The 24245-nt window shown below is 38.2% G+C and carries 21 protein-coding genes; all 21 read left to right on the top strand.

The annotated features are described in order from the left end of the window. The first annotated feature begins 14 nt into the window (after positions 1 to 14). The 21 genes from HUG20_RS11805 (at position 15) to HUG20_RS11715 (ending at position 23607) form a co-directional block, all read left to right on the top strand. Positions 15 to 917 (top strand): LysR family transcriptional regulator, encoded by a 903-nt coding sequence (locus HUG20_RS11805; protein ID WP_200084882.1) that lies wholly within the window; start codon positions 15 to 17, stop codon positions 915 to 917. A gap of 188 nt (positions 918 to 1105) precedes the next feature. Further along, positions 1106 to 2818 (top strand): alkyl sulfatase dimerization domain-containing protein, encoded by a 1713-nt coding sequence (locus tag HUG20_RS11800; protein ID WP_200084881.1) that lies wholly within the window; start codon positions 1106 to 1108, stop codon positions 2816 to 2818. An 82-nt stretch (positions 2819 to 2900) separates the two neighbouring features. Continuing rightward, positions 2901 to 4874, top strand: a complete 1974-nt coding sequence (locus tag HUG20_RS11795; RefSeq protein ID WP_200084880.1) for a TRAP transporter permease — start codon at positions 2901 to 2903, stop codon at positions 4872 to 4874. Between the two features lie 75 nt (positions 4875 to 4949). Then, positions 4950 to 5927, top strand: a complete 978-nt coding sequence (locus tag HUG20_RS11790) for a TAXI family TRAP transporter solute-binding subunit (protein WP_200084879.1) — start codon at positions 4950 to 4952, stop codon at positions 5925 to 5927. Between the two features lie 410 nt (positions 5928 to 6337). Beyond that, positions 6338 to 7177: an alpha/beta fold hydrolase gene (locus HUG20_RS11785; RefSeq protein WP_200084878.1), complete on the top strand. Its 840-nt coding sequence runs from the start codon at positions 6338 to 6340 to the stop codon at positions 7175 to 7177. Between the two features lie 37 nt (positions 7178 to 7214). Then, positions 7215 to 7970, top strand: a complete 756-nt coding sequence (locus tag HUG20_RS11780; RefSeq protein ID WP_200084877.1) for an SDR family NAD(P)-dependent oxidoreductase — start codon at positions 7215 to 7217, stop codon at positions 7968 to 7970. 233 nt (positions 7971 to 8203) lie between these two features. Beyond that, a complete protein-coding gene (locus HUG20_RS11775) occupies positions 8204 to 9406 on the top strand; it encodes an alkyl sulfatase dimerization domain-containing protein (RefSeq protein ID WP_200084874.1) in 1203 nt (400 codons plus the stop codon). 61 nt (positions 9407 to 9467) lie between these two features. Continuing rightward, complete coding sequence (locus HUG20_RS11770) at positions 9468 to 10703, top strand: alkyl sulfatase dimerization domain-containing protein (RefSeq protein ID WP_200084876.1); 1236 nt, start codon at positions 9468 to 9470, stop codon at positions 10701 to 10703. A gap of 26 nt (positions 10704 to 10729) precedes the next feature. After that, positions 10730 to 12850: an acetate--CoA ligase family protein gene (locus tag HUG20_RS11765; protein ID WP_200084875.1), complete on the top strand. Its 2121-nt coding sequence runs from the start codon at positions 10730 to 10732 to the stop codon at positions 12848 to 12850. Continuing rightward, positions 12850 to 14052 (top strand): alkyl sulfatase dimerization domain-containing protein, encoded by a 1203-nt coding sequence (locus HUG20_RS11760; protein WP_200084874.1) that lies wholly within the window; start codon positions 12850 to 12852, stop codon positions 14050 to 14052. The genes HUG20_RS11765 and HUG20_RS11760 overlap by 1 nt, the downstream gene beginning before the upstream one ends. 263 nt (positions 14053 to 14315) lie before the next feature. Beyond that, positions 14316 to 14675, top strand: a complete 360-nt coding sequence (locus tag HUG20_RS11755; RefSeq protein WP_200084873.1) for an MBL fold metallo-hydrolase — start codon at positions 14316 to 14318, stop codon at positions 14673 to 14675. Between the two features lie 24 nt (positions 14676 to 14699). Further along, positions 14700 to 15257, top strand: a complete 558-nt coding sequence (locus HUG20_RS11750; protein ID WP_200084872.1) for a helix-turn-helix domain-containing protein — start codon at positions 14700 to 14702, stop codon at positions 15255 to 15257. 6 nt (positions 15258 to 15263) lie between these two features. Then, positions 15264 to 15941 carry a transposase gene (locus tag HUG20_RS11745; RefSeq protein WP_200084871.1) on the top strand — a complete coding sequence of 226 codons (678 nt, stop codon included), beginning with the start codon at positions 15264 to 15266 and terminating at the stop codon, positions 15939 to 15941. 133 nt (positions 15942 to 16074) lie between these two features. Beyond that, complete coding sequence (locus tag HUG20_RS11740) at positions 16075 to 16863, top strand: alkyl sulfatase dimerization domain-containing protein (protein WP_211199985.1); 789 nt, start codon at positions 16075 to 16077, stop codon at positions 16861 to 16863. Between the two features lie 268 nt (positions 16864 to 17131). Beyond that, positions 17132 to 18805, top strand: coding sequence for an alkyl sulfatase dimerization domain-containing protein (locus HUG20_RS11735; protein ID WP_200084869.1), 1674 nt, complete (start codon positions 17132 to 17134; stop codon positions 18803 to 18805). Between the two features lie 102 nt (positions 18806 to 18907). Continuing rightward, complete coding sequence (locus HUG20_RS11730) at positions 18908 to 19732, top strand: alpha/beta fold hydrolase (protein WP_200084868.1); 825 nt, start codon at positions 18908 to 18910, stop codon at positions 19730 to 19732. 56 nt (positions 19733 to 19788) lie between these two features. Further along, complete coding sequence (locus tag HUG20_RS11725; protein ID WP_200084867.1) at positions 19789 to 20544, top strand: SDR family NAD(P)-dependent oxidoreductase; 756 nt, start codon at positions 19789 to 19791, stop codon at positions 20542 to 20544. 72 nt (positions 20545 to 20616) lie between these two features. Continuing rightward, a complete protein-coding gene (locus tag HUG20_RS19815) occupies positions 20617 to 20847 on the top strand; it encodes a hypothetical protein (protein WP_343073219.1) in 231 nt (76 codons plus the stop codon). Continuing rightward, positions 20799 to 21011, top strand: a complete 213-nt coding sequence (locus HUG20_RS19810; protein ID WP_343073173.1) for an alcohol dehydrogenase catalytic domain-containing protein — start codon at positions 20799 to 20801, stop codon at positions 21009 to 21011. Before HUG20_RS19815 ends, HUG20_RS19810 begins: the two co-directional genes overlap by 49 nt. Further along, on the top strand, positions 20912 to 21652 hold the full coding sequence (locus HUG20_RS11720; RefSeq protein WP_343073172.1) for a zinc-binding dehydrogenase: 741 nt from the start codon (positions 20912 to 20914) through the stop codon (positions 21650 to 21652). The genes HUG20_RS19810 and HUG20_RS11720 overlap by 100 nt, the downstream gene beginning before the upstream one ends. Before the next feature lie 83 nt (positions 21653 to 21735). Next, positions 21736 to 23607, top strand: coding sequence for an alkyl/aryl-sulfatase (locus tag HUG20_RS11715; protein WP_200084866.1), 1872 nt, complete (start codon positions 21736 to 21738; stop codon positions 23605 to 23607). The last annotated feature ends 638 nt before the right edge of the window (positions 23608 to 24245 follow it).

The raw sequence follows: 24245 nt of genomic DNA, 5'->3' as shown, positions 1-24245 counted from the left end.
GGGGGATGAATGTAGTGAATATAAAGTTATTGGAATTATTTTGCTGCATAGTGGAAGAAGGAAGCATCAGTGGTGCAGCCAGACGAAGTTATCTTTCACAACCATCCGCTACTAAAAGCATTCGATATTTAGAAGAAGAATACGGTGCATTGCTATTTAACAGAGATAAAGGGAGCGTGTCATTGACAGAAGTTGGTGAAACTCTCTATCCCCACGCGAAAGCGATCATACATGAATATTATAATTCTAGGGAAGCTGTGCGTTACGCTAATGAAAGAACACAATCGCAATTAAAGGTAGGGGCTTCGTTTACGTTAGGAGAATATTTTCTTCCATCTGTCATCAGCAAATATATAGGCAATGCTCGGAACGACGATAATGGTAATATGGAATTATTCATAGAGAATACCCCAAATATTTTAGAGAAGTTGGAAAATAAGGAAATTGATGTTGCCTTTGTTGAAGGAAAAGTGGCAAATGACGAGTTGGTCAAAGAAGCCATTGCTTATGATGAATTGGTATTGATTGTCGGAACAGCTCACCCTTGGTCAAACGTCCCCCATATACTGACAAATGAATTGAAAAATGAAAGATTAATTGCCAGAGAAAAAAATTCAGGGTCGAGGGAAATAATAACAGAGCACCTCGAAAAAAAAGGAACATTACAAAATATAGCATCATATATGGAACTAAACACGACACAAGCTATAAAAAGTGCTGTTATGTCAGGCTTAGGCTATGGCTTTGCTTCCTATTATAGTGTAGAACAGGAAATAGAGAACGGCCTTTTAGTTAGAGTGCCAATTGCCGATCTAACAATTTCGCGGCCGCTGTGGTGCGTGAAAAAACCGTTGAACTTTGAAAAACCGGCTGTGAAGGTATTTTCAGGTATGGTAAAGGACTCTTTTGGTACATGATGAAAGGGAAGCAATCAATCGTGGTTTATAGATCGGCTAAACAACTGACCATTCAGTATGGTTATACCCTATTCATATAAGGTAAAAGTATAACATGTTATGAGATATTTGATAAAATTAATTCAAATTAATTTTATGATAAATGAAAGCGATTACCTATGTTTGTAGAAAAGAAGGGGAATTAAAACATGAATAATAAAAAACAAAACCTAAAACAAAATAAAGAAGAAAATATTCCGTATATGGGTGGAGAAGTAAAAACGGCTACTCTAGATAATGGAGCAATTGTTAATCAAGGACTAGCCATTCCAAAGCGCGGAGCAAAAATTGATAAAATTAGAGATGGAATTACTGTGTTAAAACGTTTTTCCCTTGATAATACGGTTATTATCGAGGGGAAAGAAGGAGTAATTGTTTGGGATACAGGTGGCCATATGGAGGCGGGGAAGCGCAAATATCGAGCACTTCGTGAGATAACGAATAAACCGGTTAAAGCCATCATTTATTCACATAACCACTATACCATGGGAGCAAAAGCATTTATTCCTGAAGGAGAAAATGGAAAAGAGATTCAGATCATTTCTCATCCGAATGTTCATAAAAATATAACTGATACAGCCATTGAACTAGATCCGGCAACAACAAGGAATGGTGCGATGCACTTTGGTTCCTACTTACCAAGCACGGGACCAGATGCTCATTTTCAAAGTGAAGCAGAAGAAGGTTCAAAAACGGGATATATTGAGCCAACCTATAGTGTTCAGGATGGAGAAGAGATGGATATAGATGGGGTGGAAATGCAATTCTTCTATACGCCGTCAGACACTTATGATTCTTTAACATTATGGTTGCCGAATTATGACACGGTCATTACAAATAGCATCTGGAATGTTTTCCCTAATATGTATACGTTACGTGGCCAACCTTATCGTGACCCCAAAGATTGGATTAAGGGGATTGATATCATTCGTGAACTTAATCCCCAATATCTTATTCCCGAGCATGGGAATGCGAGAAGAACGAAAGAAGAAAGTTATCAACTGGCGACGAATTATAGGGACGGGATGGCTTTTATTTATAGCCACGCCGTTCGAGGGATAAATAAAGGGTTGAAACCGGATGAAATTGCTGACAGCTTAGAACTTCCTGAACATCTAGCGAACCACCCTTGGTTATCGGAATCTTATGGGGAATTAAAGCATCATGTGAAAGGGATCTATAGTGGATTAATCGGTTGGTTTAGTTTAGATGCTGCTGATATCAATCCAGTTTCAATTCCATTTAGATCAGAACGAATTGCGAAGGGATTTGGAGGAACAAATAAAATTATCGATTTATCAAATCAGGCTTTGGAGGATAAAGAATATGCATGGGCAGCTGAATTGATTACACATGTATTAAATATCGACCCGGATAATAAAAAGGCTAGACAGATAAAGGCTAATGCCTTGCGCCAACTGGGCTACACAACACCTGCTTCATCTTCAAGAGGATTCTATCTAACGCAAGCACTAGCTTTAGAAGGAAAAGTGGATTTAAATCAAACGCCACAAGGATTGACAGGGCTCGGTGATGACGGGATAGAAAAACTTCCTGTAGATCAAATGATGAAATTGCTCGAATTCAAAATCAATCCCGTTAGTGCAATGAATACGGATAAAGTAGTAGCTATCATCTTAACTGATCTGAAGCAGAGTTTTGGACTACATGTGAGAAAAGGCGTTGCCGAAGTTAGTAATTATAAGCCGAAGAAATTTGACATTACGATTGAACTTTCGAGTGAGCTTTGGAAAGGGATTGTTTTAGGAAAAATAAAAATAGAGGATGCAGTTTCTCAAGAGCAAATAAATAGTAGTGATATTAAGGGGACTATACCATTCTTTAACTTATTTGATTTGTAATTAACCTATTATAATGACTAGAATTTTTTATCCAAAATGGATAGATCACGTTTACTTTCATGATAAAGGAAGGAAGAAAATTATGGAAGATACAAAAAAAGTTGAGAAAGAACAAGAGAGTTCAGAAACGTCATTGTCAGATGGACGACGAAGGGAATTTCAGGGTATCGTATCCCTAATGATTACCATATTAGCAATCATATGGCCTCTATACCATTTGTATACGACATATTTCGGGATGCCTGATACCTTAATTCATCGTTCAATTCATTTAACTTTTGCGCTGACATTAATATTTATATTACTTCCTCCCTCTAAAAAACTTAAAAAAAGTCGGCTTTTTTTAAGATTGGATATGGTTTTGGTAGTAATGAGTGTCATTGTAGGACTGTATATTATTCAAAACGCAGAAGTCTTTATTGAACGAGCTGGATTACCAATATTAGCAGATTATATTTATGGGAGTATAGGGATTGTATTAGTCATTGAGGCAACAAGAAGGGTTTTGGGTTTAGCTCTTCCAATTGTTGCGGTTGTATTTCTTGTGTATGCATATACTGGAGAATACTGGCCGTTAATTTTTTCTCATGCAGGAAACGATCATGGGCAAATAATTAGTTCCTTATTTTTATCATTAGATGGAATTTTTGGTGTTGCACTTGGTGTATCTTCAACTATACTGATTATCTTTATTCTCATGGCATATTTCTTAATGGCAACTGGATCTGGGAATTTTTTCATGAACCTAGCGATGGCCCTAATAGGGTGGGTACGAGGTGGACCAGCGAAAATGGCTGTTGTTAGCAGCGGTCTATTTGGCAGCATTACAGGAAGTGCGGCAGCGAATGTTGTGAGTACTGGGGCGATCACAATTCCTATGATGAAGCGTTTAGGCTACAGCCCTAAAGTTGCTGGTGCTGTAGAAGCTACAGCATCGACGGGAGCCCAATTAGTGCCCCCTATTATGGGAGCAGCTGCCTTTGTTATGGCAGAAACTCTCGGAATTCCTTATAGTCAAGTGGTTATCGCTGCAATTGTACCGGCTATTTTATTTTTTATATCACTACTAATCATGGTAGATCTAGAAGCTGCCAAAAAAAATTTAGCAGGCGTTCCTAGAAAAGAAGCACCATCATTTATAAAAACTATTAGAGAGGGATGGTTTCATGCATTGCCATTGCTTTTGCTCTTTTATTTATTACTTGTTGTTGACTATTCACCAGCACGAGCAGGTTTTTTTGCGATAGTGCTTGCCATCGTCATTAACATAATCAATAAAAAGAATCGTTTGTCTATTAAGCAATTTTTTAAGGTATTAGAAAAAGGTGCAATTGGAACTATGGAAATTGCCATAGCCTGTGCTTGTGCCGGGATAATTATCGGATCATTTGCTTTGACTGGCCTAGGCCCCAGAATGTCTTCTATTTTGATCGAGTTGTCACAAGGTTATTTGTTACCCCTATTAATTTTAGCAATGATTGCTGCAATTATTATGGGAATGTCATTACCAACCATTGTTATCTATATGGTTTTAGCGGTATTAGTAGCTCCAACACTTGTTGACTTGGGTGTTATTCCGATAGCAGCACACTTGTTTGTATTTTATTTTGGTGTCTTATCTGCCATTGTACCACCTGTTGCTTTTGCCGCTTTTTATGGTGCGGGGATTGCTGGATCAGATCCAATGAAAACCAGTTTTACAGCGTTTAGGCTTTCCACTTGTGCTCTTATTATTCCGTTCATGTTTGTTTACCAACCAAGTTTGTTAACAATCGGTTCTACTTCTGAAATACTGCTTTCTATAGTTACTGCAGTCATTGGTATTGCCAGCATAACCATAGGTATTCAAGGCTATATTTTTAGTAAAATTACGACATGGAAGCGTTTATTAGTTTTTGCGTGTGGAATTCTATTAATAGATGCCAATTTTATTACAAGTATTATAGGAATTGTGTTATTGGCTCTATTAATTTTGCATGAATATAGATATAACCGACAAAGTCAAAATAAAAATGAAAATTATAATTATAGTTACCATTTGAAGGAGGTGAGATAGATGATGTAATAGGTTAATAATAATGATCATCGTATTATAGAAATTAATGATTAGATTACCAGGGAGGGAAATAAGTTGGAATGGAAAAATATATTAACAACGATAATGATAGTTTTGTTATTCATTGTAGTAACTGGCTGTGGTTCTGAAGAGGGAAGTGGACAAGTTGATCATGCAACTATATATGCGGTTGGTGGGGGTGGAGGTTATATGCTATCGTCAGGATTCGCTGAGGTTGCTAATGAAAAAAATGAATCTACTAATTATACGCTTTCAGAAACTAATGGAGATATCGAGGGGATGCGTATGGTTATGCAGGGAAACGGGGAGCTACTGGATGTGACAGATACTAATGCAGGGTTTGCCTATAATGGTACTCACACGTTTGAAGGTGAACAATATGAAGAAATTCGGGGTGTAGCTGCTGTAGAGCCAATTGCCATGCAGTATATCGTGAGAGAAGATTCCAATATAGATACATTAAGTGATCTTGAAGGTGCAAGCATTGCGACTTTTCAAGAGTCCGCACAATTATCCGTGGAGGTTGTTCTTAACGAAATTGGTCTAGAACGTGAAAATGACTATACCATGCAAGCATTGCCAGCGCAAGAGCAAATGGATGCCTTAAGGGACAATAATGTTGATGCTGTGGTATTTTTTGATCAATATCCGTCATCAACAATTCAAAGTTTAGATGAAACGACTAGTGTAAAAGTTTTAGAAATGGAGGAAGATCTCATAGATACAAGAGCTGAAGAGTTTGGAGTGAATCCAATGACTAGAGATATAGAAGCAGATTCACCTGAAGCATACAGCGGTCAAACTGAAGATGTGACAACAGCACAAATAGGTCAATTCTATATCACAAGTGAGGATGTTGATGAAGATCTAATTTATGAATTTACAAAAACGATGTTTGATAACACAGAAGAATTAGAAACATATAGCCCTAGAGCAGAAGGAATAACAGTAGAAAATACTCTGGAATCGATAAGCGTACCACTTCATCCGGGCGCAGAAAGGTATTTAAGAGAAGAAGGCCATATAGATTAAGTTAGAATGTTTGTCTAGAAGAAATGGAGAGCCGAACGACGGGCAGCCCCAGATGAACGTCGATGGATCGTAAAACTCACTTGACTAAACAATACCGGAATTCTCCAGTTTCATAGGCTGCTTCCCCCTTCTTTTTGTGGGCTTTGGATTTTTCTTCTTCTTGTGCTGTTTTTTAGGTTGGGTGTTTTTGTCTACCTATCTTCCATAATATAGAAGAAATAAAGGAACGTTCCGAGTCCGGGACATCATCTGGCGAAAAACACAAATCGGTGTTTATTTCATGGTATGACCCATTTCTTCAAGCCTCCTCACGAAAGAGGGAGGAAGGTCAAAGAGGTTGGGCAAGCAAGCCCTTGTCACACCAGTATCGGAGAATACCGTAGACCTATAAATTATTGAGGGAGTGATGAATGATTAAAAAACAAACAATGGAATTAAATGAACAGAAAATTTCTTATTTCGATGAAGGTTCAAAAGATAGGCCTCCTGTGTTAATGCTTCACGGTGTCCCAGAATCGAGCATGCTTTGGAAACATATTATCCCTGAAGTCGTTTCATCAGGGTTTCGTGCGATTGCTCCGGATTTACCCGGGTTTGGTCAAAGTGATCAATTTAAAACAAAATCTACTTGGGAAAATTATCTTATTTTCATTAATAACTTTATGAGAAAGCTTCAATTAGGCGAAATACATCTTATTGTCCATGATTGGGGTGGGCTTATTGGATTAAGATGGGCATGCGATCAGCCAGAAAAAATATCAAGTTTAGTGATTAGTGATTCTTCTTTAGACCCCGAATATAAATGGCATCCGATGGCAAGAAAATGGAGAACGCCTGGGGAAGGAGAAAAAGTTATAGAAAAAACAAGAAATAAAGCTTCGTGGATAAAAAATATGGAAAGTGAAGCTCCAGGTATAGACGAAGATGTTCTCGAAGACTTTTATTGCGTCTTTCAAACAGAGCAATCAAGAAACGTCATTTTAGACTTGTACAGATCAGCGAATCATAAGCTAGTTGAACCATATTTGAACCTGTCAAAAATTAAAATGCCTGTCACTATATTGTGGGGGGAAAAAGATCCATATGTAGATTATGAGTTTGCATATAAAATGCAGGAACAGCAGTTATCTCAAGCAAATGTTCATATTTTCCCCAATGCAGGCCATTTTATTCATGTGGAAGTTCCTGAGAAGATAAAGCCAATCATCAGCGATCATTTTAATTCTATTATGGTGAACCATTCTAGATGAATGAAGTGCAAAATTATTATTGAGGTGACAAAAATCAGTGGATGAAAAACCTTTGAGTGGAAAAGTTGCGGTAATAACGGGAGCTGGAAGAGGAATTGGAAGGGCTATTGCAATTGCTTACGCTGATAAGGGGGCATCGGTTGTATGTGCAGCAAGAACCGAGAAAGAAATTTTAGAAACCTCAGAGGAAATAAAAAAGCGGAATGGGGAATCCTTGACGGTAAAAACAGATGTCACACAAATGGGCTCGGTTAATAATTTAATAGAAAGTACAATTGAACATTTTGGCGCTGTTGACATCTTAATGATAAATGCCGGTCTAAATGCTGAGCGTAACACTGTAGAAGAAAGTAAGCCGGAGAATTGGCGCAAAACACTGGATGTTAATTTAGTCGGACCGTACTTTTGTGCATATGCCGTTATTCCATATATGAAAAAGCAGGGTACTGGAAAAATAATCACGATTGGTTCAGGTACTGGCTATCGGGCAAAATCCGGTTATTCAGCTTACGCTTCTTCAAAAGCAGGATTAGGAATGTTAACGCGAGTTTTAGCTCAAGAGCTTTGGCAATATAACATTAGCATTAATGAAATTATCCCCGGTCCGGTGCGAACCAGGCTTACCAATGAAGGAGGATTATTTAAAAAACAGAATGATGAGAGCATAAAAGGTTTTGATAGTGAGTGGATAAAAGATCCTGAAGACGTAGCCCCTTTAGCCTTATTTTTAGCTACTCAAAAAGATGTGGGTCCTTCAGGTCAAAGTTTCAGTTTATTAAGGAGGGATAAATAGCAAGGTTTGCTCCCAAAAAGGTAGGTTTTTTAAAAATACGCTCTTAAACACACATTATATTGTTTTGAATTCACCGTCTTATACACTATATGTTGTGGCATAAATGGCTAGCTGACCTTTTTGGGTGAGAACCATAGCAAGAGTTAAAAAATCAACACACAGTTAGCACCTACTAGCGTCGTACACTTGAATTTCTTGAGAGTATAGGCAAATTAAATATAAGGAGCACATTAATGACTACGGAAAAATCTCTAAAAAGTATTGATCGAGTGATGGAACATACGGAAGGTAATGTAAAAAAAGATATAAAGTTCATAGAGCTTGCCCAAGATTATTATTATGTCAAAGGTTTTGCCAACGTTGGCATCATCATGACTTCTGAAGGTGTCGTGGTGATTGACACAACTGTAAGTAATAACCACGCTGAAAATATTTATGGTGCTATTCGTGAAAAGACGGATTTGCCTATCAAATACATTATCTATACGCACGGTCATTTAGATCATGTTAATTCTACACATGTATTTAAAGAAGAGCAAACGAAGGTGATAGCCCATGAAAATGTTAATGAACGTTTTATCAAATATCAAAGTTTAGAAGATTACCATCTAAGGATCAATGGTGTACAGTTTCAAAATAAATTAGGGTTGCGTTCATTTGATTTTATTACCCCTGACATCACATTTCATCAAGACCACAAATTCCAATTGGGGAATAAAAACATACGTATCTTTCATGGTAAAGGAGAAACGGACGACCATTGTTTTATTCATGTTCCGGAGGATGACGTTGTTTACTGCGGTGACTTCTTTGTATGGTCCTTTCCGAACATTGGAAACCCGTTAAAGGTCATTCGCTACGAACGGGAATGGTATGAAACGCTGGAAAAAATAAAACAACTAGAGCCGGAGATTCTAATTCCTGGGCATGGGAAAGCAATCACTGGGAAGGATCAAATTAAATCTGCATTGCAAGACGTCATTGATACACTTAAATTTGTTCATGAGGAAGTAACTGCGCATATCAATAAAGGCACCCACCTTGAAAATGCGTTGGAGTTAATTCAACTACCAGAACACCTGGAAAACAGTCCTTATGTAAAACAGACGTATGGTTGTTTAGAATTTGCCATTAAGGGCATTTACAGACGATACACCGGGTGGTTTGATGGAAATCCAACGCATCTTAGCCCTGCTAAACAAGAGGATGTGGCGGCTGAAATAAATTCTCTTGTTCAAGATCCTCAAGTCATTCTCAAAAGATGCCGTTCTTTAATGGATGAAGGAAAATATCAGATGGCCTTACACCTCTCGGATATATTGGTTTTATCGCAAGATGATGAGGAGGCCAAGGCATTGAAAAAAGAAGCTATCGAAAAACAAGCTGAAACGAATCAAAATTTTATTATGCGCAATATTTACAAACAGTTGATGTAAGAAAAATACCTTAATTATCAGTAGAAAGCTGAAATTATAGCCATTTCATGGAGGGACATTTATGAGTGCTATTGAAAAGTTTCAAAATCAGGTTGGCAGAGGAGAGGTTAATTGGAAACCCGGATCTGATTCGGGATTAGAGAAGCTGGGAGAAGACTTTTATAATGCGATTAACTTTGGTTTTGGCAATGTAGGTATTGTAATTACGAATGAAGGTGTTGTAGTCATTGATTCAACTATTTCCCGCACAGGAGGGAAAGCGATAGTTGATGAGATTACAAAAATGACGGATCAACCTATTAAATATTTAATATACACACATGGTCATGGGGATCATGTTGGTGGCGCGTCAGTTTTTAAAGAAAATGGTGCGACTGTTATAAGTCACCGAAATGTGATTGAACGATTTAACCGATATACAAAATTAAGGGATCATCATGTTGCAATCAATAGTATGCAATTCAAAAGAAATATAAGAATTAAGAACGAATATATATACCCTGATATAGTGTATGATTTTGAATATACTTTTGAACTTGGAGGTAAAACATTTCGATTACTACATGGTAAGGGGGAAACGGATGACGCCACAGTAGTGTACATTCCAGAAGATAGAATTTGTTATAGTGGAGATTTTATTGTCTGGTCATTTCCGAATATTGGAAACCCGAATAAAGTGCTCCGATATGAGAGAGAATGGTATGAAATGTTAGATCGTATTTTAAAATTGGATCCTAAAGCGATAGCTCCTGGCCATGGAAGAAGTCTATTAGGAAACGAAGAAGTGCAAGCATGTTTAAGTGATACATCTGCTGTTTTAAAATATCTGCATGAAGAATGTGTTATGCATATTAATCAAGGTTCTTCACTTGACAAGATGCTTCACGAAATCAGTATTCCTGAAACACTAGTCAATAGTAAGTATCTAAAACAGACGTATGGGTGTCTAGAATTTGCCATTAAAGGTATTTATCGCAGGTACACTGGTTGGTATGACGGCAACCCTACTAATTTATCGCCTTCACCGAGTAAAGAAGTAAATCGAGCAATATTAGAATTAATAGGGAATCAAGATCAAATTATTGAGCATGCAAGGCGTTTTGAAACTGAAGGGAATCCACAGTTAGCTCTCCATTTGATTGATTTAATTCTAATAGAAAATCCGAATAATAAAGAAATACATGCATTTAAAGGAGAGATATTAGAAAAAATGTCTACGGCTTCTAGCAATCTATTTTTCCGTAATTTCTATTCAGTGAGTGCAAAACATGAAAAAGAATTAGCGAACAACTCATGAAAATTATTAGATGGAGCGTGTAATTAATGTCAACACTTAATTTAAAACCGATGTTTTCTCCTAAATCAATCGCTATCATTGGCGCTTCAGGGGATGAAAGAAAACTCAGTGCCAAGCCATTGGTTAATTTAAGAGATCACTCTTATAAAGGGACTGTTTATCCTGTTAATCCAAAGTATGAAGAGGTTGCGGGATATAAATGTTATAAAAATATAAAGAGCTTACCTGAAAATATCGATCTTGCTATAGTTTCGGTTAGTGCAGAGCATGCGTTAGCTGTATTAGAGCAATTGGCTGATCGCTCAATTAAAAGTGCTGTTGTGTACAGCTCAGGTTTTTCTGAAATTGGAAAAGAAGGAAGGAAGATGCAACAAAATCTAACTGAATTCATAAACCGTACTAGTATTCCTGTTTGCGGCCCTAATTCACTGGGCTTCAATAATATTAATGAAAGCGTAATTGCTACATTTGCTCCTATAGAATTCAATAAAAGTGATAAGGTTGCTTTCATTACCCAAAGCGGTGCTTTCGGTACATTTACCTATGCTATGGCTAAAGATTTGGGGTTTGGTTACAATTATTTTGTTTCCACTGGAAATGAAGCTGGTGTTGATTTTTTTGACTACGTGGAATACTTTGCTCATCAGGAAAATATAGGAGTAATTGGTGGCTATATTGAAGGTGCCAGAGATATTAACAAAATGAAAAAAGGTATTCGTACAGCTGAACTAAATAATAAACCGATTATATTAATGAAGGTTGGATCTTCCCAAAGTGGAGCGGAAGCAGCATCGTCACACACATCTTCATTAGCAGGGAACCAGTCTGTATATGAGAGTTTTTTTAAACAAAAAAATATTGTGCAGGTATATGATGAAGAGGAATTGGTTGACACGTTAGCGTTATTTAATAAGGTGAAAGTTTCCCCAAACCGGGGTGGAGTTGGCATAGTCACCGTTTCAGGCGGAGCGGGGATTGTTATGGCTGACAAATGTGAGGAGTACGGTATTCAAACTGCAAGTTTGACCTCAGAAACGACTTCTAAACTAAAAGAACTGTTACCACCATTTGCCTCTGTAAATAATCCAATTGATTTGACAGCACAAATTGTTCAAATGCTTGATCGTTTTGAAGAAAGCCTTAACGTTGTTCTGGAAGATAATAATGTCGAAGCGTTAGTCCTTTATATGCAACTTGGTGATTTTATAGCACCTCAAATTATACCTAAATTAAAACAAGTTAATGAACAAACGAATAAATCGCTAGTCATTTGTTGGGCACAACCATCTCAGAAGACAAAGGATGAACTTTTAGACGGTGGTTTGTGTTGGTTGCCAACCCCTACTCGAACGATTAAAGCTGTGAAAAATTTAATTCAGTATAACGAGGGTCGCGAGCGTCGTGTACAGACTAAAAATGATTTAACAGAACAAAAAGTATCTGAAATTGCAGCAATAACTGACTTACAGAATGCGAAGACGGAGTATGATATAAAACAAGAGTTAGCTAACTATGGAATTTCTATTCCTAGAGGAGCCCTGGTTCAAACTGTTGATGATGCCGTGAACCATGCTGAAGAAATCGGATATCCAGTTGTTCTTAAGGTTGCTTCCCCCGATATTACTCATAAAAGTGATAGCGGTGGCGTGAAGGTTAATATCAATTCAAGAGATGAAATGATCGATGCGTATAAATCAATTATTTCTAACATGGCAAAAGATTATCCGTCAGCCAATATCGAAGGTATTCTGATTGAAGAAATGATCAAGGATGGAATAGAGGTGTTTATTGGCTGTTTTCAAGATTCATTATTTGGCCCTTGCATGATGTTCGGTTTGGGAGGAATTTATGTTGAGGTTTTATCCGATGTCGTTGTTCGAAAAGCTCTATTGAGTGAACAAGATGCCGAAGATATGATTAGAAGCATAAAGGGCTATAAAATTTTAGAAGGCACACGCGGAAAAGCACCTGCGGATATTAATGCATTAATATGTGCTTTAGTTAAAATATCGGAATTTTGTTGGCAGTATAGAGACTCTATAAAGGAATTAGATATTAATCCATTGGTTGTTAAAAGTATAGGCGAAGGCGTAGTTGCTTTAGATGCAGCGATTGTTAGTCAACAAGTGAAGGAGGAATCACATTAATGACTACGGAAAAATCTCTAAAAAGTATTGATCGAGTGATGGAACATACGGAAGGTAATGTAAAAAAAGATATAAAGTTCATAGAGCTTGCCCAAGATTATTATTATGTCAAAGGTTTTGCCAACGTTGGCATCATCATGACTTCTGAAGGTGTCGTGGTGATTGACACAACTGTAAGTAATAACCACGCTGAAAATATTTATGGTGCTATTCGTGAAAAGACGGATTTGCCTATCAAATACATTATCTATACGCACGGTCATTTAGATCATGTTAATTCTACACATGTATTTAAAGAAGAGCAAACGAAGGTGATAGCCCATGAAAATGTTAATGAACGTTTTATCAAATATCAAAGTTTAGAAGATTACCATCTAAGGATCAATGGTGTACAGTTTCAAAATAAATTAGGGTTGCGTTCATTTGATTTTATTACCCCTGACATCACATTTCATCAAGACCACAAATTCCAATTGGGGAATAAAAACATACGTATCTTTCATGGTAAAGGAGAAACGGACGACCATTGTTTTATTCATGTTCCGGAGGATGACGTTGTTTACTGCGGTGACTTCTTTGTATGGTCCTTTCCGAACATTGGAAACCCGTTAAAGGTCATTCGCTACGAACGGGAATGGTATGAAACGCTGGAAAAAATAAAACAACTAGAGCCGGAGATTCTAATTCCTGGGCATGGGAAAGCAATCACTGGGAAGGATCAAATTAAATCTGCATTGCAAGACGTCATTGATACACTTAAATTTGTTCATGAGGAAGTAACTGCGCATATCAATAAAGGCACCCACCTTGAAAATGCGTTGGAGTTAATTCAACTACCAGAACACCTGGAAAACAGTCCTTATGTAAAACAGACGTATGGTTGTTTAGAATTTGCCATTAAGGGCATTTACAGACGATACACCGGGTGGTTTGATGGAAATCCAACGCATCTTAGCCCTGCTAAACAAGAGGATGTGGCGGCTGAAATAAATTCTCTTGTTCAAGATCCTCAAGTCATTCTCAAAAGATGCCGTTCTTTAATGGATGAAGGAAAATATCAGATGGCCTTACACCTCTCGGATATATTGGTTTTATCGCAAGATGATGAGGAGGCCAAGGCATTGAAAAAAGAAGCTATCGAAAAACAAGCTGAAACGAATCAAAATTTTATTATGCGCAATATTTACAAACAGTTGATGTGAACGAATAAGTGTTATATCAAGTCAAGATAAGCATAAGGAAAAATCCTTTACGCCCATATGATAGGGAGAGTCAAAATATTTCAATCGAACTTCGTATGGCTATTAAGGATAAAGGCGAAGGGGTGAGGCTTTAGGCTCTTAAGTCTCAACATCTTCGCAAAATGGAAAGAAAATAACCAGATTGGCTTACAAATACTTTTGGTTCCGGTCGTCTGTTTAGTAAAGAAAACGTAAGTTCAACAAATGAAGGAGGAATCACATTAATGAGTACGGAAAAATCTCTTCAAAGTATTGATCGAGTGATGGAACATACGTCAGCAAATTTTCAAAATGATGTTAAGTTTATTGAATGCACTAAAGGCTATTACTATGTAAAAGGTTGGGCAAATGTTGGTGTCATCATCACTTCTCAAGGGGTAGTGGTAATTGACACGAATATGAGTAATAAATATGCTCAAAATATTTACCATGCTATTCGTGAAAGAACAGATTTACCTATTAAATACATTATTTATACACATGGTCATTTAGATCATGTTAATTCCACTCATGTATTCAAGGAAGAAGATACTAGTGCACGATGGTTGAATTATCCTCTCACCCCAATGTTATCCTGTTCGTAGAATCATAGATACGGGGTGAGTGCCATGATGGTTACTCGACAAGCGGCAACCATAGAACTCAGTCAAAAAGAACGTCAAATCCTTGAAAAACTGGACAGAGGGACGCATACGCCTCTTCATCTGAAAACACGTGCGCATATCATCTTGCAAGCCACCGATGGTATGAACAATAAACAAATCTCAAGGCAGAGTCATCTTAACCGAAACCAGGTCAAAAAGTGGCGCAATCGTTGGGCTCATTCAGCCGAAGCCATCGCTCAAATTGAAACCGAACGGCCGCGGGCGTTAAAAGAAGCGATCCATTCCGTCCTTAGCGATGAACAACGGTCGGGAAAGCCACGTTTCTTTACAGATGAACAGGTCGCCCAAATATGGACCTTATCTTGTCAGTCTCCGAAAGACAAAGATTTACCGTTTAGCCATTGGACACACGGAAAACTCGCTCGACAAGCGAAGGAAGAAGGTATCGTGGAAAGTATTTCAACCAGAAGTGTCTCGCGTTTTTTAAATGCGGCCGACCTAAAACCCCATCAAAGCAACGTATGGTTGAATCCAAAGATTGATGATCCCGAACAGCATTGAGAAGAAATGGGAGACGTTTGTGACATCTATCAAGAAGCGACGAAGCGAGACGAGTATGTCCTATGCACGGATGAAAAAACTGGCATTCAAGCCTTGGAACATGCCCGTGCATTAAAACCGATGAAGCCGGGTTCTCCGGAAAAACGAGAACAAGAATATATCCGACATGGAACAACCGGACTGATTGCCTCCCGGGACGTTCAAACGGGAAGAATCGTGGCTCCAATGATTCGACCAACCCGAAAAGAAGAAGACTTTGTTGAGCACATTGGAAACGTTATAGATCAAGATCCGGAGGCTTCGTATGTTTTTGTGGCAGATCAACTCAATACACATCAATCCGAATCTTTGGTCCGTTTTGTCGCTGAACAATGCGGTATTCCACAGGATTCGCTCGGTCAAAAAAGACGTTCCGGCATTCTAAAGTCTCAAAAGACCCGAAAGAAATTTCTCAAAGACAAGCATCATCGTATCCGGTTTATTTATACACCAAAGCACTGCTCATGGCTCAATCAAATTGAACTTTGGTTTAGCATTCTATCCCGTGATTTAATCAATCCGAGAGCAAGCTTTCATTCGGTCGAAGACTTGGCTCATCGTTTGGCTCAATACATCGATTATTACAATCGAATTCTAGCCAAGCCGTTTCGTTGGACCTACAAAGGTCGTCCTTTACAGGTGTGATCGTTTATTTCAGCCATTCTGCACTAGTGTGATAGCCCATGAAAATGTTAAGGAAAGGCATTTTAAGTACAAACTATTAGAAGATCATCACAATCGTATTAATTCTGCGCAATTTCAAAATAAACTAAGCAGCATGCGATCGTATGATGTAGTCCCCCCTGATATAACCTTTAGACAAAACCATAATATCTCATTGGACGATAAGAATATTCACATTATTCATGGTAAAGGAGAAACAGATGACCATTGTTTTATTCATATTCCGGAGGATGATGTTGTTTACTGCGGTGACTTCTTTGTATGGTCTTTTCCGAACATTGGAAACCCGTTAAAGGTCATTCGCTACGAACGGGAATGGTATGAAACGCTGGAAAGAATTAAGCAACTAGAGCCGGAGATTCTAATTCCGGGGCATGGAAAAGCAATCACAGGGAAGGATCAAATTAAATCTGCGTTACAAGATGTCATTGATACACTTAAATTTGTTCATAATGAAGTAATTGCACATATCAATAAGGGTACTCAACTTGGAGATGCTTTGGAGTTAATACAATTACCGGAACATCTACAAAACAGTCCTTATGTGAAACAGTCATACGGTTGTTTAGAGTTTGCAATTAGAGGTATTTATAGGCGCTATACTGGGTGGTTTGACGGAAATCCAACTCATCTAAGCCCTTGTAAACAAGAAGATGTGGCTGCTGAAATGTATTCTCTTGTTCAAAATCCTCAAGTTATTCTCAAAAAATGCCGATCTTTAATGGATAAAGGAAGCTATCAGATGGCCTTACACCTTGTGGACATATTGGTTTTATCACAAGATCATGAAGAAGCGAAGAAGTTGAAAAAAGAAGCCATTCAAAAATGTGCTGATAAAAATCAAAATTTTATTATGCGAAACATTTATAAACAATTTGTATAAAGTGTTATGAAGTAACTACTATTAACTAATTTGTGTAAAAGAGGTTTATTATATTTGATCCCCATCCTGATAGCTGCACAATGCTACCTTCATAAAATATGACCATGCTTCTTTTGGTATTCATTTTTAATGAAGCCATACAGTCCTGCATGCTACGTCTATAGTTAATTCTTCGAAAAATAGAGGTCAGAGTTAAGGTCAAAAGCCGTCGATTAAACTAGTAAAATTTCTTCGGTAATAATAAAGAATCAAGGAGGTTCTAGTGTAGATGGTAAAAAAAAAGAATCGATATATGAGTGAACCGGCAGAAAAAGTAACAATGTCAAACGGAGCGATTGTAAATAAACAAATGGGCGAATATTATTCGCAAGTAAGCAAACCTAAAGTTACTCATCTTACAGACAAAATAGCTGTGCTAGAACATTTTTCCATTGATAATACCGTCGTCATCCAAGGGGATAATGGTTTAATTATTTGGGATACGGGGTTTAATATGGGCGTTGGAAAGCAGAAGTTCGAGGCGATTCGTAACTTCACAGATAAACCGGTTAAAGCAGTTATTTATTCCCATAATCACTACACTAATGGAGCCAGACAATTTGTTCCAAAAGGTTTTGAAGGGATAGATATAGAGGTTATTGCTCATCCGGATGTGCATAAAAACGTGCTAAATTCTTCAGTGGAGTTAGGGAAAATGTTAAAGAAAACAACAGCACAGCATTTTGGCTTTTACCTTCCAAAAGTAGGTCCTGATGCACCTCCTGTTTCATATGACGGAGGGGTAGAAGCTGATAAAAGTTCTGGTTATGTGCAGCCGACATATGGAGTGCAAGATAAGGAGGAGATGGAGATTGATGGAGTGAGATTCCAATTTTTTCATACCCCTTCAGACACTATGGATTCAATAACCGCATGGCTTCCAGAGCATGATACCGTCATTACGAATAGTATTTGGCATGTACTCCCGAACTTGTATACGTTAAGAGGGCAGCCATACCGCGATCCGCTCTACTGGTTGGAAGGAATCGATCAGGTTCGCAAATTAAATCCGAAAATATTAATACCAGCACATGGAGAGCCTGTTTCCACGAAAGAATCAAGCTATGAATTGGCAACTAATTATCGAGATGCTATTGCTTTTATATATTCCCAAACAATTCGCGGAATTAATAAGGGACTAAAATCGGATGAGATCGCTGAAGAGGTAACATTACCAGAGCATCTTGCCAACCATCCTCGTTTAAAAGAAGTGTATGGAGAACTTACTCACCAAGTGAAAGGTATATATAGTGGATTAATTGGTTGGTTTAGTCTTGATGCTGCCGACATTAATCCAATGTCTACCCAGTATAGATCTGAGAAGATAGTTGAAGGTTTTGGAGGAATCGAGAAAGTAATACAGGCTTCAGAAAAAGCTTTGAAAGAAAGAGAGTATGCTTGGACAGCTGAATTGATTACACATGTATTAAATATCCATCCTGACAAGGAACAAGCTCGACTAATTAAAGCAAAAGCGTTAAGAGAAATGGGTCAAGCGACACCTGCACTATCATCCAGAGGGTTTTATCTTTCTCAAGCCTTACATTTAGAGGGAAAGATTGATCTTAACAATATATCTAATCCATTTCTTCCGATCGAAAAATCAATTAAATTATTAGAATATAAAATTGATCCGGAAAAGTTAGGACAAATCAATAAGTTATTAAAAATTTGTTTTAGTGATTTAACTGAGTGTTTTGGTCTGGATGTGAGAAAAGGTGTCGCTGAATTCTTGGAGGAGGAGCCAATCGATCCAGATATTACTTTGAAAATATCTAGTAATCTATGGATTTCTTTTGTACTAGGAAAATTAGAAATTGAAGAAGTCATGGAAGATAGTAATGTCCAAGTTGACGGAAATCAATCAGTTTTAATAGAAGTTATGCAAGCTTTTGAATTATAGCGCTTTTCTAAGGAGGAGCACAAAGATATTCTAGTGAATGCGATTTAAAGAAATCATCATTTGAATTTGAGCTAACTTAATTATTTAGAGAGGGAGAGATGAATGATTAAAAAACAAACGATGGAATTGAACGGACAGAAGGTTTCTTATTTCGATGAAGGGCCGAAGGATAGCCTGCCTGTATTACTGCTTCACGGTGTACCAGAGTCGGGCATGCTTTGGAAACATATTATCCCAGAAATTGTTTCATTAGGATTTCGTGCGATCGCTCCGGACCTGCCTGGATTTGGCAAAAGTGAGCAATTTAAAACAAAATCTACTTGGGAAAATTATCTTATTTTCATAAATAACTTTATGAGAACACTTCAATTAGACGATATTCATCTTATTGTCCACGATTGGGGTGGTCTTATTGGATTAAGATGGGCATGCGATCATCCAGAAAAAGTATCAAGTTTAGTGATTAGTGATACTTCTTTACACCCTGAATATAAATGGCATTCAATTGCAAGGAAATGGAGGACGCCCGGGGAAGGCGAAAAAGTTATGGAAAAAATGAGCAATAAAGCTTTATGGATGAAAAACATGAAAAATGAGGTTCCTGGAGTAGATGAAGATGTTCTCGAAGATTTTTACTGTGTCTTTCAAACAGAGCAATCAAGAAATGTCGTTTTAGACTTGTATAGATCAGCGAATCAGAAGTTAGTTGAACCTTATCTGAATCTGTCAAAACTTAAAACACATGTCACTATATTGTGGGGAGAAAAAGATCGATATATAGATTATGAGTTTGCATACAAAACGCAGGAAGAGCAGCTATCTCAGGCAAACGTTCACATTATACCTAATGCAGGACATTTTATTCATGTGGAAGTTCCTGAGAAGGTGAAGCCAATCATCGGTGATCATTTCCGTTCTATTATGTAGGGTAGAACATTCTTAAAAGGTTAAGTGTAAAAATATTAGAGAGGAGAAAAACAATAATGGATGAGAGACCTTTGAATGGACAAGTTGCGGTAATAACGGGAGCAGGAAGAGGAATTGGAAGGGCTATTGCGATTGCTTACGCTGATAATGGAGCATCGGTTGTATGTGCAGCAAGAACCGAGAAAGAGATTTTAGAAACCTCAGAGGAAATAAAAAAGCGTAATGGGGAATCCTTGGCGGTAAAAACAGATGTTACACAAATGGATTCGGTTAATAATTTAATAGAAAGAACAATCGAGCATTTCGGTGTTGTTGACATCTTAATGATAAATGCCGGTCTAAATGCTGACCGCAACACTGTAGAAGAAAGCAATCCGGAGAATTGGCGCAAAACACTGGATGTTAATTTAGTCGGACCGTACTTTTGTGCATATTCCGTTATTCCATATATGAAAAAGCAGAGTGCTGGAAAAATAATCACGATTGGCTCAGGTGCTGGATATCGGGCAAAATCAGGTTATTCAGCTTACGCTTCTTCAAAAGCTGGATTAGGGATGTTAACGCGTGTTTTAGCCCAGGAGCTTTGGCAATATAACATCAGCATTAATGAAATCATCCCCGGCCCAGTGCGAACCGGACTTACAAATGAAGGTGAAGTATTTAAAAAGCAGAATGATGAAAAGCTAAATGGTTTGGATAGTGAATGGATAAAAAATCCTGAAGACGTAGTCCCGTTAGCATTATTTTTAGCTACTCAAAAAGATAAAGGACCTTCAGGTCAAAGTTTCAGTTTATTAAGAAGGGATAAATAGCAAGAGTTAAACATTTAACCTAATTACCCCCCAATAGCGCCGTACACCTGAATTTCTTAAGGGATTAATCACATGAAAGCAGCAGTTATGGAAGAGTTAAAGAAACCGTTGGTTGTCCGTCAAATTGATGATCCTTCTGTTGATGCGAAGGAGGCATCGTTCGGGTTAAAGCGAACGGGGTTTGCCGTTCTGACTGGCATGCGTGGATGGGTGACCAAACCTGGGTCGGTCAATCATTCGAAATGCCGTAGGTCATGGGTCATGAATTTACTGGCATTGTTGAAGAGGTTGGAAAGAATATAACAAATTTCAAAAAAGGTGATCGTGTCATTGTTCCGTTCACCCAGGGAGACGGAACGTGTGAACAATGTTTGTCAGGTCATCACAACGCGATAATCTGCAAATGCCCGGTTTTTCATACTGGGGAGGTTATGGAGAATACACAGCCATTCCGAATGCAGATTTGAACATGGTTAAATCACCTGAATCAGTAAGTTTTGAAGCAGGTGCCAGTGTTGGATGCCGTTTCATGACCTCTTTTCATGGGGTTATTGAACAGGCAAAAGTTCAACCTGGCGAATGGGTCGCTGTTTATAGTGTTGGTGGTGTTGGTTTGGCGGCAACACATATTGCAAATGCGGCAGGTGCCAACGTCATTGTCGTTGATATTAGTCAGGACAAGCTTGATTTTGCGAAGACCGTCGGTGCAGATGTAACGATCAACAGTACGGAAACAAACCCGTGGGAAGCCATTCAAGACATTACAAAAGGTGGTGCGCAAGTTTCGATTGATGCACTTGGCATTGCTGAGACGACGCTGAATTCAGTGTTATCGCTTCGGAAGCGTGGACGCCATGTTCAAATTGGTTTGACAACGAGTGAGGAACAAGGAATGGTTACTCTCCCTATCGATATCATGACGCTGAAAGAATTGCAGTTTATTGGATCGTTTGGCATGCAAGCCCCTAATTATCCAACGATGCTGAAAATGATTGGATCCGGAAAACTAAACCCTGATAAACTGGTAACAAACCGTATCTCCATTGAGGAGGCGAGTGCGTCCTCGAAGGAATGGGGCAGTATAACACGATGGGCGTTACAGTCGTGAATGCTTGGTGAGCGGTTACAAAGGGACGCTTTTCACCCCAAAGAAAAACTATAAATACTGAACTCATTTTCGGGAGGGATAACATGACGAATTCTACATCAGAACAATCTAAGGCTGCCACTTCTTTTACAAAAGACATACATGAAGAATTTTTGAAGTATCTAAACTTTGAAGACAAACAAGATTTTGAAGATGCACATCGAGGCTTAATTGCCCCTTATGAAAATAGAATAAAAGATCTAGGGGTTCTAGAAAGTCCCGCACCGGACACTGTTAATCCAAGTTTATGGAGAAATTCGCAATTGCAAGCCACAGCCGGTCTATATCAAGTTGTGGAAGGTGTTTATCAAGTTCGCGGGCTTGCACTTGCCACAACCATTTTCGTAGAAGGAAAAACAGGAGTTATCGTCATTGATACACTATCTGGAAAACCGACCGCGAAAGCAGCGATGGAATTATATTATAGGAATAGACCAAAAACACCGGTTACTGCAATCATCATCAGTCAAAGCCATGCCGATCATTTTGGCGGTACCAAATCAATCCTTGAGTATGCGGATGATCCCAATATTCCTATTATAGTTCCGGAGCATTTTACGAAAGAATTGTTTAGCGAAAATGTACTGTTAGGCCTCATAATGGCTCGTCGTTCCGGTTATCAATTTGGGTTTGATTTACCTATTGGAGAAAAAGGATATATAAACGCAGGGATTGGATCAGTCTTTGGTAATGCCGAATCCGGTTTTGCCATGCCGACCATGGAAATAAAAAATGAATGTGAGGAGATGAACATTGATGGCGTTGCTTTTCAATTTTTATTAACGCCAAATACCGAAGCCCCGGCAGAGATGCATTGTTATATTCAAGGCTATAAAGCACTTTTTGTATCGGAGAATGCTAATAAAACGATGCATCAACTCTATACCATTCGGGGAACAAAAACACGGGATACATTAGAATGGGTGAAGGCGATCGAAAGAACGATCGATTTATTCGAAGAAAGTGAGATTGATGCCTTAGTCATGATCCATGCCTGGCCGATCTGGGGAAAAGAACAGGCATTTGAACATTTGAAATTACAACGCGATTTATACAAATACATTCATGATCAAACGATTCGGTTGGCTAACCATGGATACACAATGGATGAAATCGCGGACCTGCTCAAGCTACCGGATTCGCTAGGTAAATATTGGGGGAACCGCGAATACTATGGAACGCTAAAGCACAATTCCAAAGGTGTTTATAATTTTTATTTAGGGTATTATAGTGGGCATCCTTCTGATTTGGACGCTTTGCCTCAGGTTGAGTCAGGGCAGAAATATGTCGAATATATGGGCGGTGCCGCAAATATCTTAAAACGTGCAAAAGCTGATTATGAAAACGGCGAATATCGTTGGGTTGCTCAAGTATTGAAACACGTCGTCATGGCCGATCCGGAGAATACGGAAGCAAAAGAATTGCTTGCGGACAGTTTCGAGCAATTAGGTTATCAAGCGGAATCAGCAAATTGGAGAAACAGTTATCTTACAGGAGCTGCCGAACTTAGAAATGGGTACATCAAGAAAGAACGGGCAGCAAAAAAAGGGATGCCTGAAATGATACAGTGTATGCCATTTGATGAATTCTTCAAATTGTTGGCTGTGAAGCTAGATGCTCCAAAAGCGGAGGGAAAGAAAATCACCATGAATATATCCCTGACAGACTCAGGAGAAAATTACACGATTACTTTGGAGAATTCTGTTTTGAATAAGGCGGATAAGTTGAATGCGGATCCGGATGTTTCACTTAAGACGGATAAATCGATATTTTATGCGATCGCTCTGGGAGATTTAACTGTGGATCAAGCGGTTTCATCTAATAAGCTTGAAATAACCGGCAAGCAAAATAGACTCAATGAATTTCTTACATTGTTAGATAACTTTAATAATCCTATTCATATTGTAACGCCTTAATTTTCGATACTTGGATTTTATATCATTGTTTGTCTTTGCGAGGGGATTTTGTGTTGAAGTATAAATCATCAATAGATATTGTCGGGTCAGTCTCGATGAATGACGAGAGGGTCAGCTTTACTCCTACGGGAAGAAAGGCATAGATGCCCAGTTATTTGACATTCAGGAGACAAGCTACTCATTGGTCAGATCAACAGAAGACCAACAAGAAGGCGTAACAGCATTTAAGGAAAAACGCGACCCAGTTTTCCCAGTTTTAATGGAAAATGAGATACTGTTGAATTCACTGAGATCAAATTAGGTGGGGCAATAACATCATTCTCATACCGGTCTCGGCGTAATTGGAGGGGTAATATCTATAGACTCTCGGAATTCGTAAATAAAAAAAGAGGTATTGGCAAAATCTGAATTGGGATAAACAAAAGGCATACTTAACTAAGGTGCGATCGAGGTATTTTTAATAAGGTAGAAAAGCATCCGAAGTGTATTCCAACAAAGATTAGGGAGGAATTAGAAGAACATTTGTATAAAAAAGAAGATCTTTAAGCATTTTCGTAAATAAATAAGGAAAAAATAATTGAAAACTTTGAGTATCTAATGTAATATTTTAAGAGAACATACTAATCGGTTAGTATATC

Origin of the sequence: Salicibibacter cibi (assembly GCF_016495865.1) — a bacterium.
Taxonomy (GTDB): domain Bacteria; phylum Bacillota; class Bacilli; order Bacillales; family Marinococcaceae; genus Salicibibacter; species Salicibibacter cibi.
The sequence above is the reverse complement of the archived record's forward strand: the minus strand, read 5'-3'. Positions and strand labels throughout refer to the sequence as shown.

Excerpts from the sequence above, each read along its gene's own strand:
- HUG20_RS11800 (WP_200084881.1), top strand. The coding sequence starts at position 1,106 with ATGAATAATAAAAAACAAAACCTAAAACAAAATAAAGAAGAAAATATT.
- HUG20_RS11795 (WP_200084880.1), top strand. The coding sequence starts at position 2,901 with ATGGAAGATACAAAAAAAGTTGAGAAAGAACAAGAGAGTTCAGAAACG.
- HUG20_RS11785 (WP_200084878.1), top strand. The coding sequence starts at position 6,338 with ATGATTAAAAAACAAACAATGGAATTAAATGAACAGAAAATTTCTTAT.
- HUG20_RS11775 (WP_200084874.1), top strand. The coding sequence starts at position 8,204 with ATGACTACGGAAAAATCTCTAAAAAGTATTGATCGAGTGATGGAACAT.
- HUG20_RS11770 (WP_200084876.1), top strand. The coding sequence starts at position 9,468 with ATGAGTGCTATTGAAAAGTTTCAAAATCAGGTTGGCAGAGGAGAGGTT.
- HUG20_RS11765 (WP_200084875.1), top strand. The coding sequence starts at position 10,730 with ATGTCAACACTTAATTTAAAACCGATGTTTTCTCCTAAATCAATCGCT.
- HUG20_RS11760 (WP_200084874.1), top strand. The coding sequence starts at position 12,850 with ATGACTACGGAAAAATCTCTAAAAAGTATTGATCGAGTGATGGAACAT.
- HUG20_RS11755 (WP_200084873.1), top strand. The coding sequence starts at position 14,316 with ATGAGTACGGAAAAATCTCTTCAAAGTATTGATCGAGTGATGGAACAT.
- HUG20_RS11750 (WP_200084872.1), top strand. The coding sequence starts at position 14,700 with ATGATGGTTACTCGACAAGCGGCAACCATAGAACTCAGTCAAAAAGAA.
- HUG20_RS11745 (WP_200084871.1), top strand. The coding sequence starts at position 15,264 with ATGGGAGACGTTTGTGACATCTATCAAGAAGCGACGAAGCGAGACGAG.
- HUG20_RS11740 (WP_211199985.1), top strand. The coding sequence starts at position 16,075 with ATGCGATCGTATGATGTAGTCCCCCCTGATATAACCTTTAGACAAAAC.
- HUG20_RS11735 (WP_200084869.1), top strand. The coding sequence starts at position 17,132 with ATGGTAAAAAAAAAGAATCGATATATGAGTGAACCGGCAGAAAAAGTA.
- HUG20_RS11730 (WP_200084868.1), top strand. The coding sequence starts at position 18,908 with ATGATTAAAAAACAAACGATGGAATTGAACGGACAGAAGGTTTCTTAT.
- HUG20_RS11725 (WP_200084867.1), top strand. The coding sequence starts at position 19,789 with ATGGATGAGAGACCTTTGAATGGACAAGTTGCGGTAATAACGGGAGCA.
- HUG20_RS19815 (WP_343073219.1), top strand. The coding sequence starts at position 20,617 with ATGAAAGCAGCAGTTATGGAAGAGTTAAAGAAACCGTTGGTTGTCCGT.
- HUG20_RS19810 (WP_343073173.1), top strand. The coding sequence starts at position 20,799 with ATGGGTCATGAATTTACTGGCATTGTTGAAGAGGTTGGAAAGAATATA.
- HUG20_RS11720 (WP_343073172.1), top strand. The coding sequence starts at position 20,912 with ATGTTTGTCAGGTCATCACAACGCGATAATCTGCAAATGCCCGGTTTT.
- HUG20_RS11715 (WP_200084866.1), top strand. The coding sequence starts at position 21,736 with ATGACGAATTCTACATCAGAACAATCTAAGGCTGCCACTTCTTTTACA.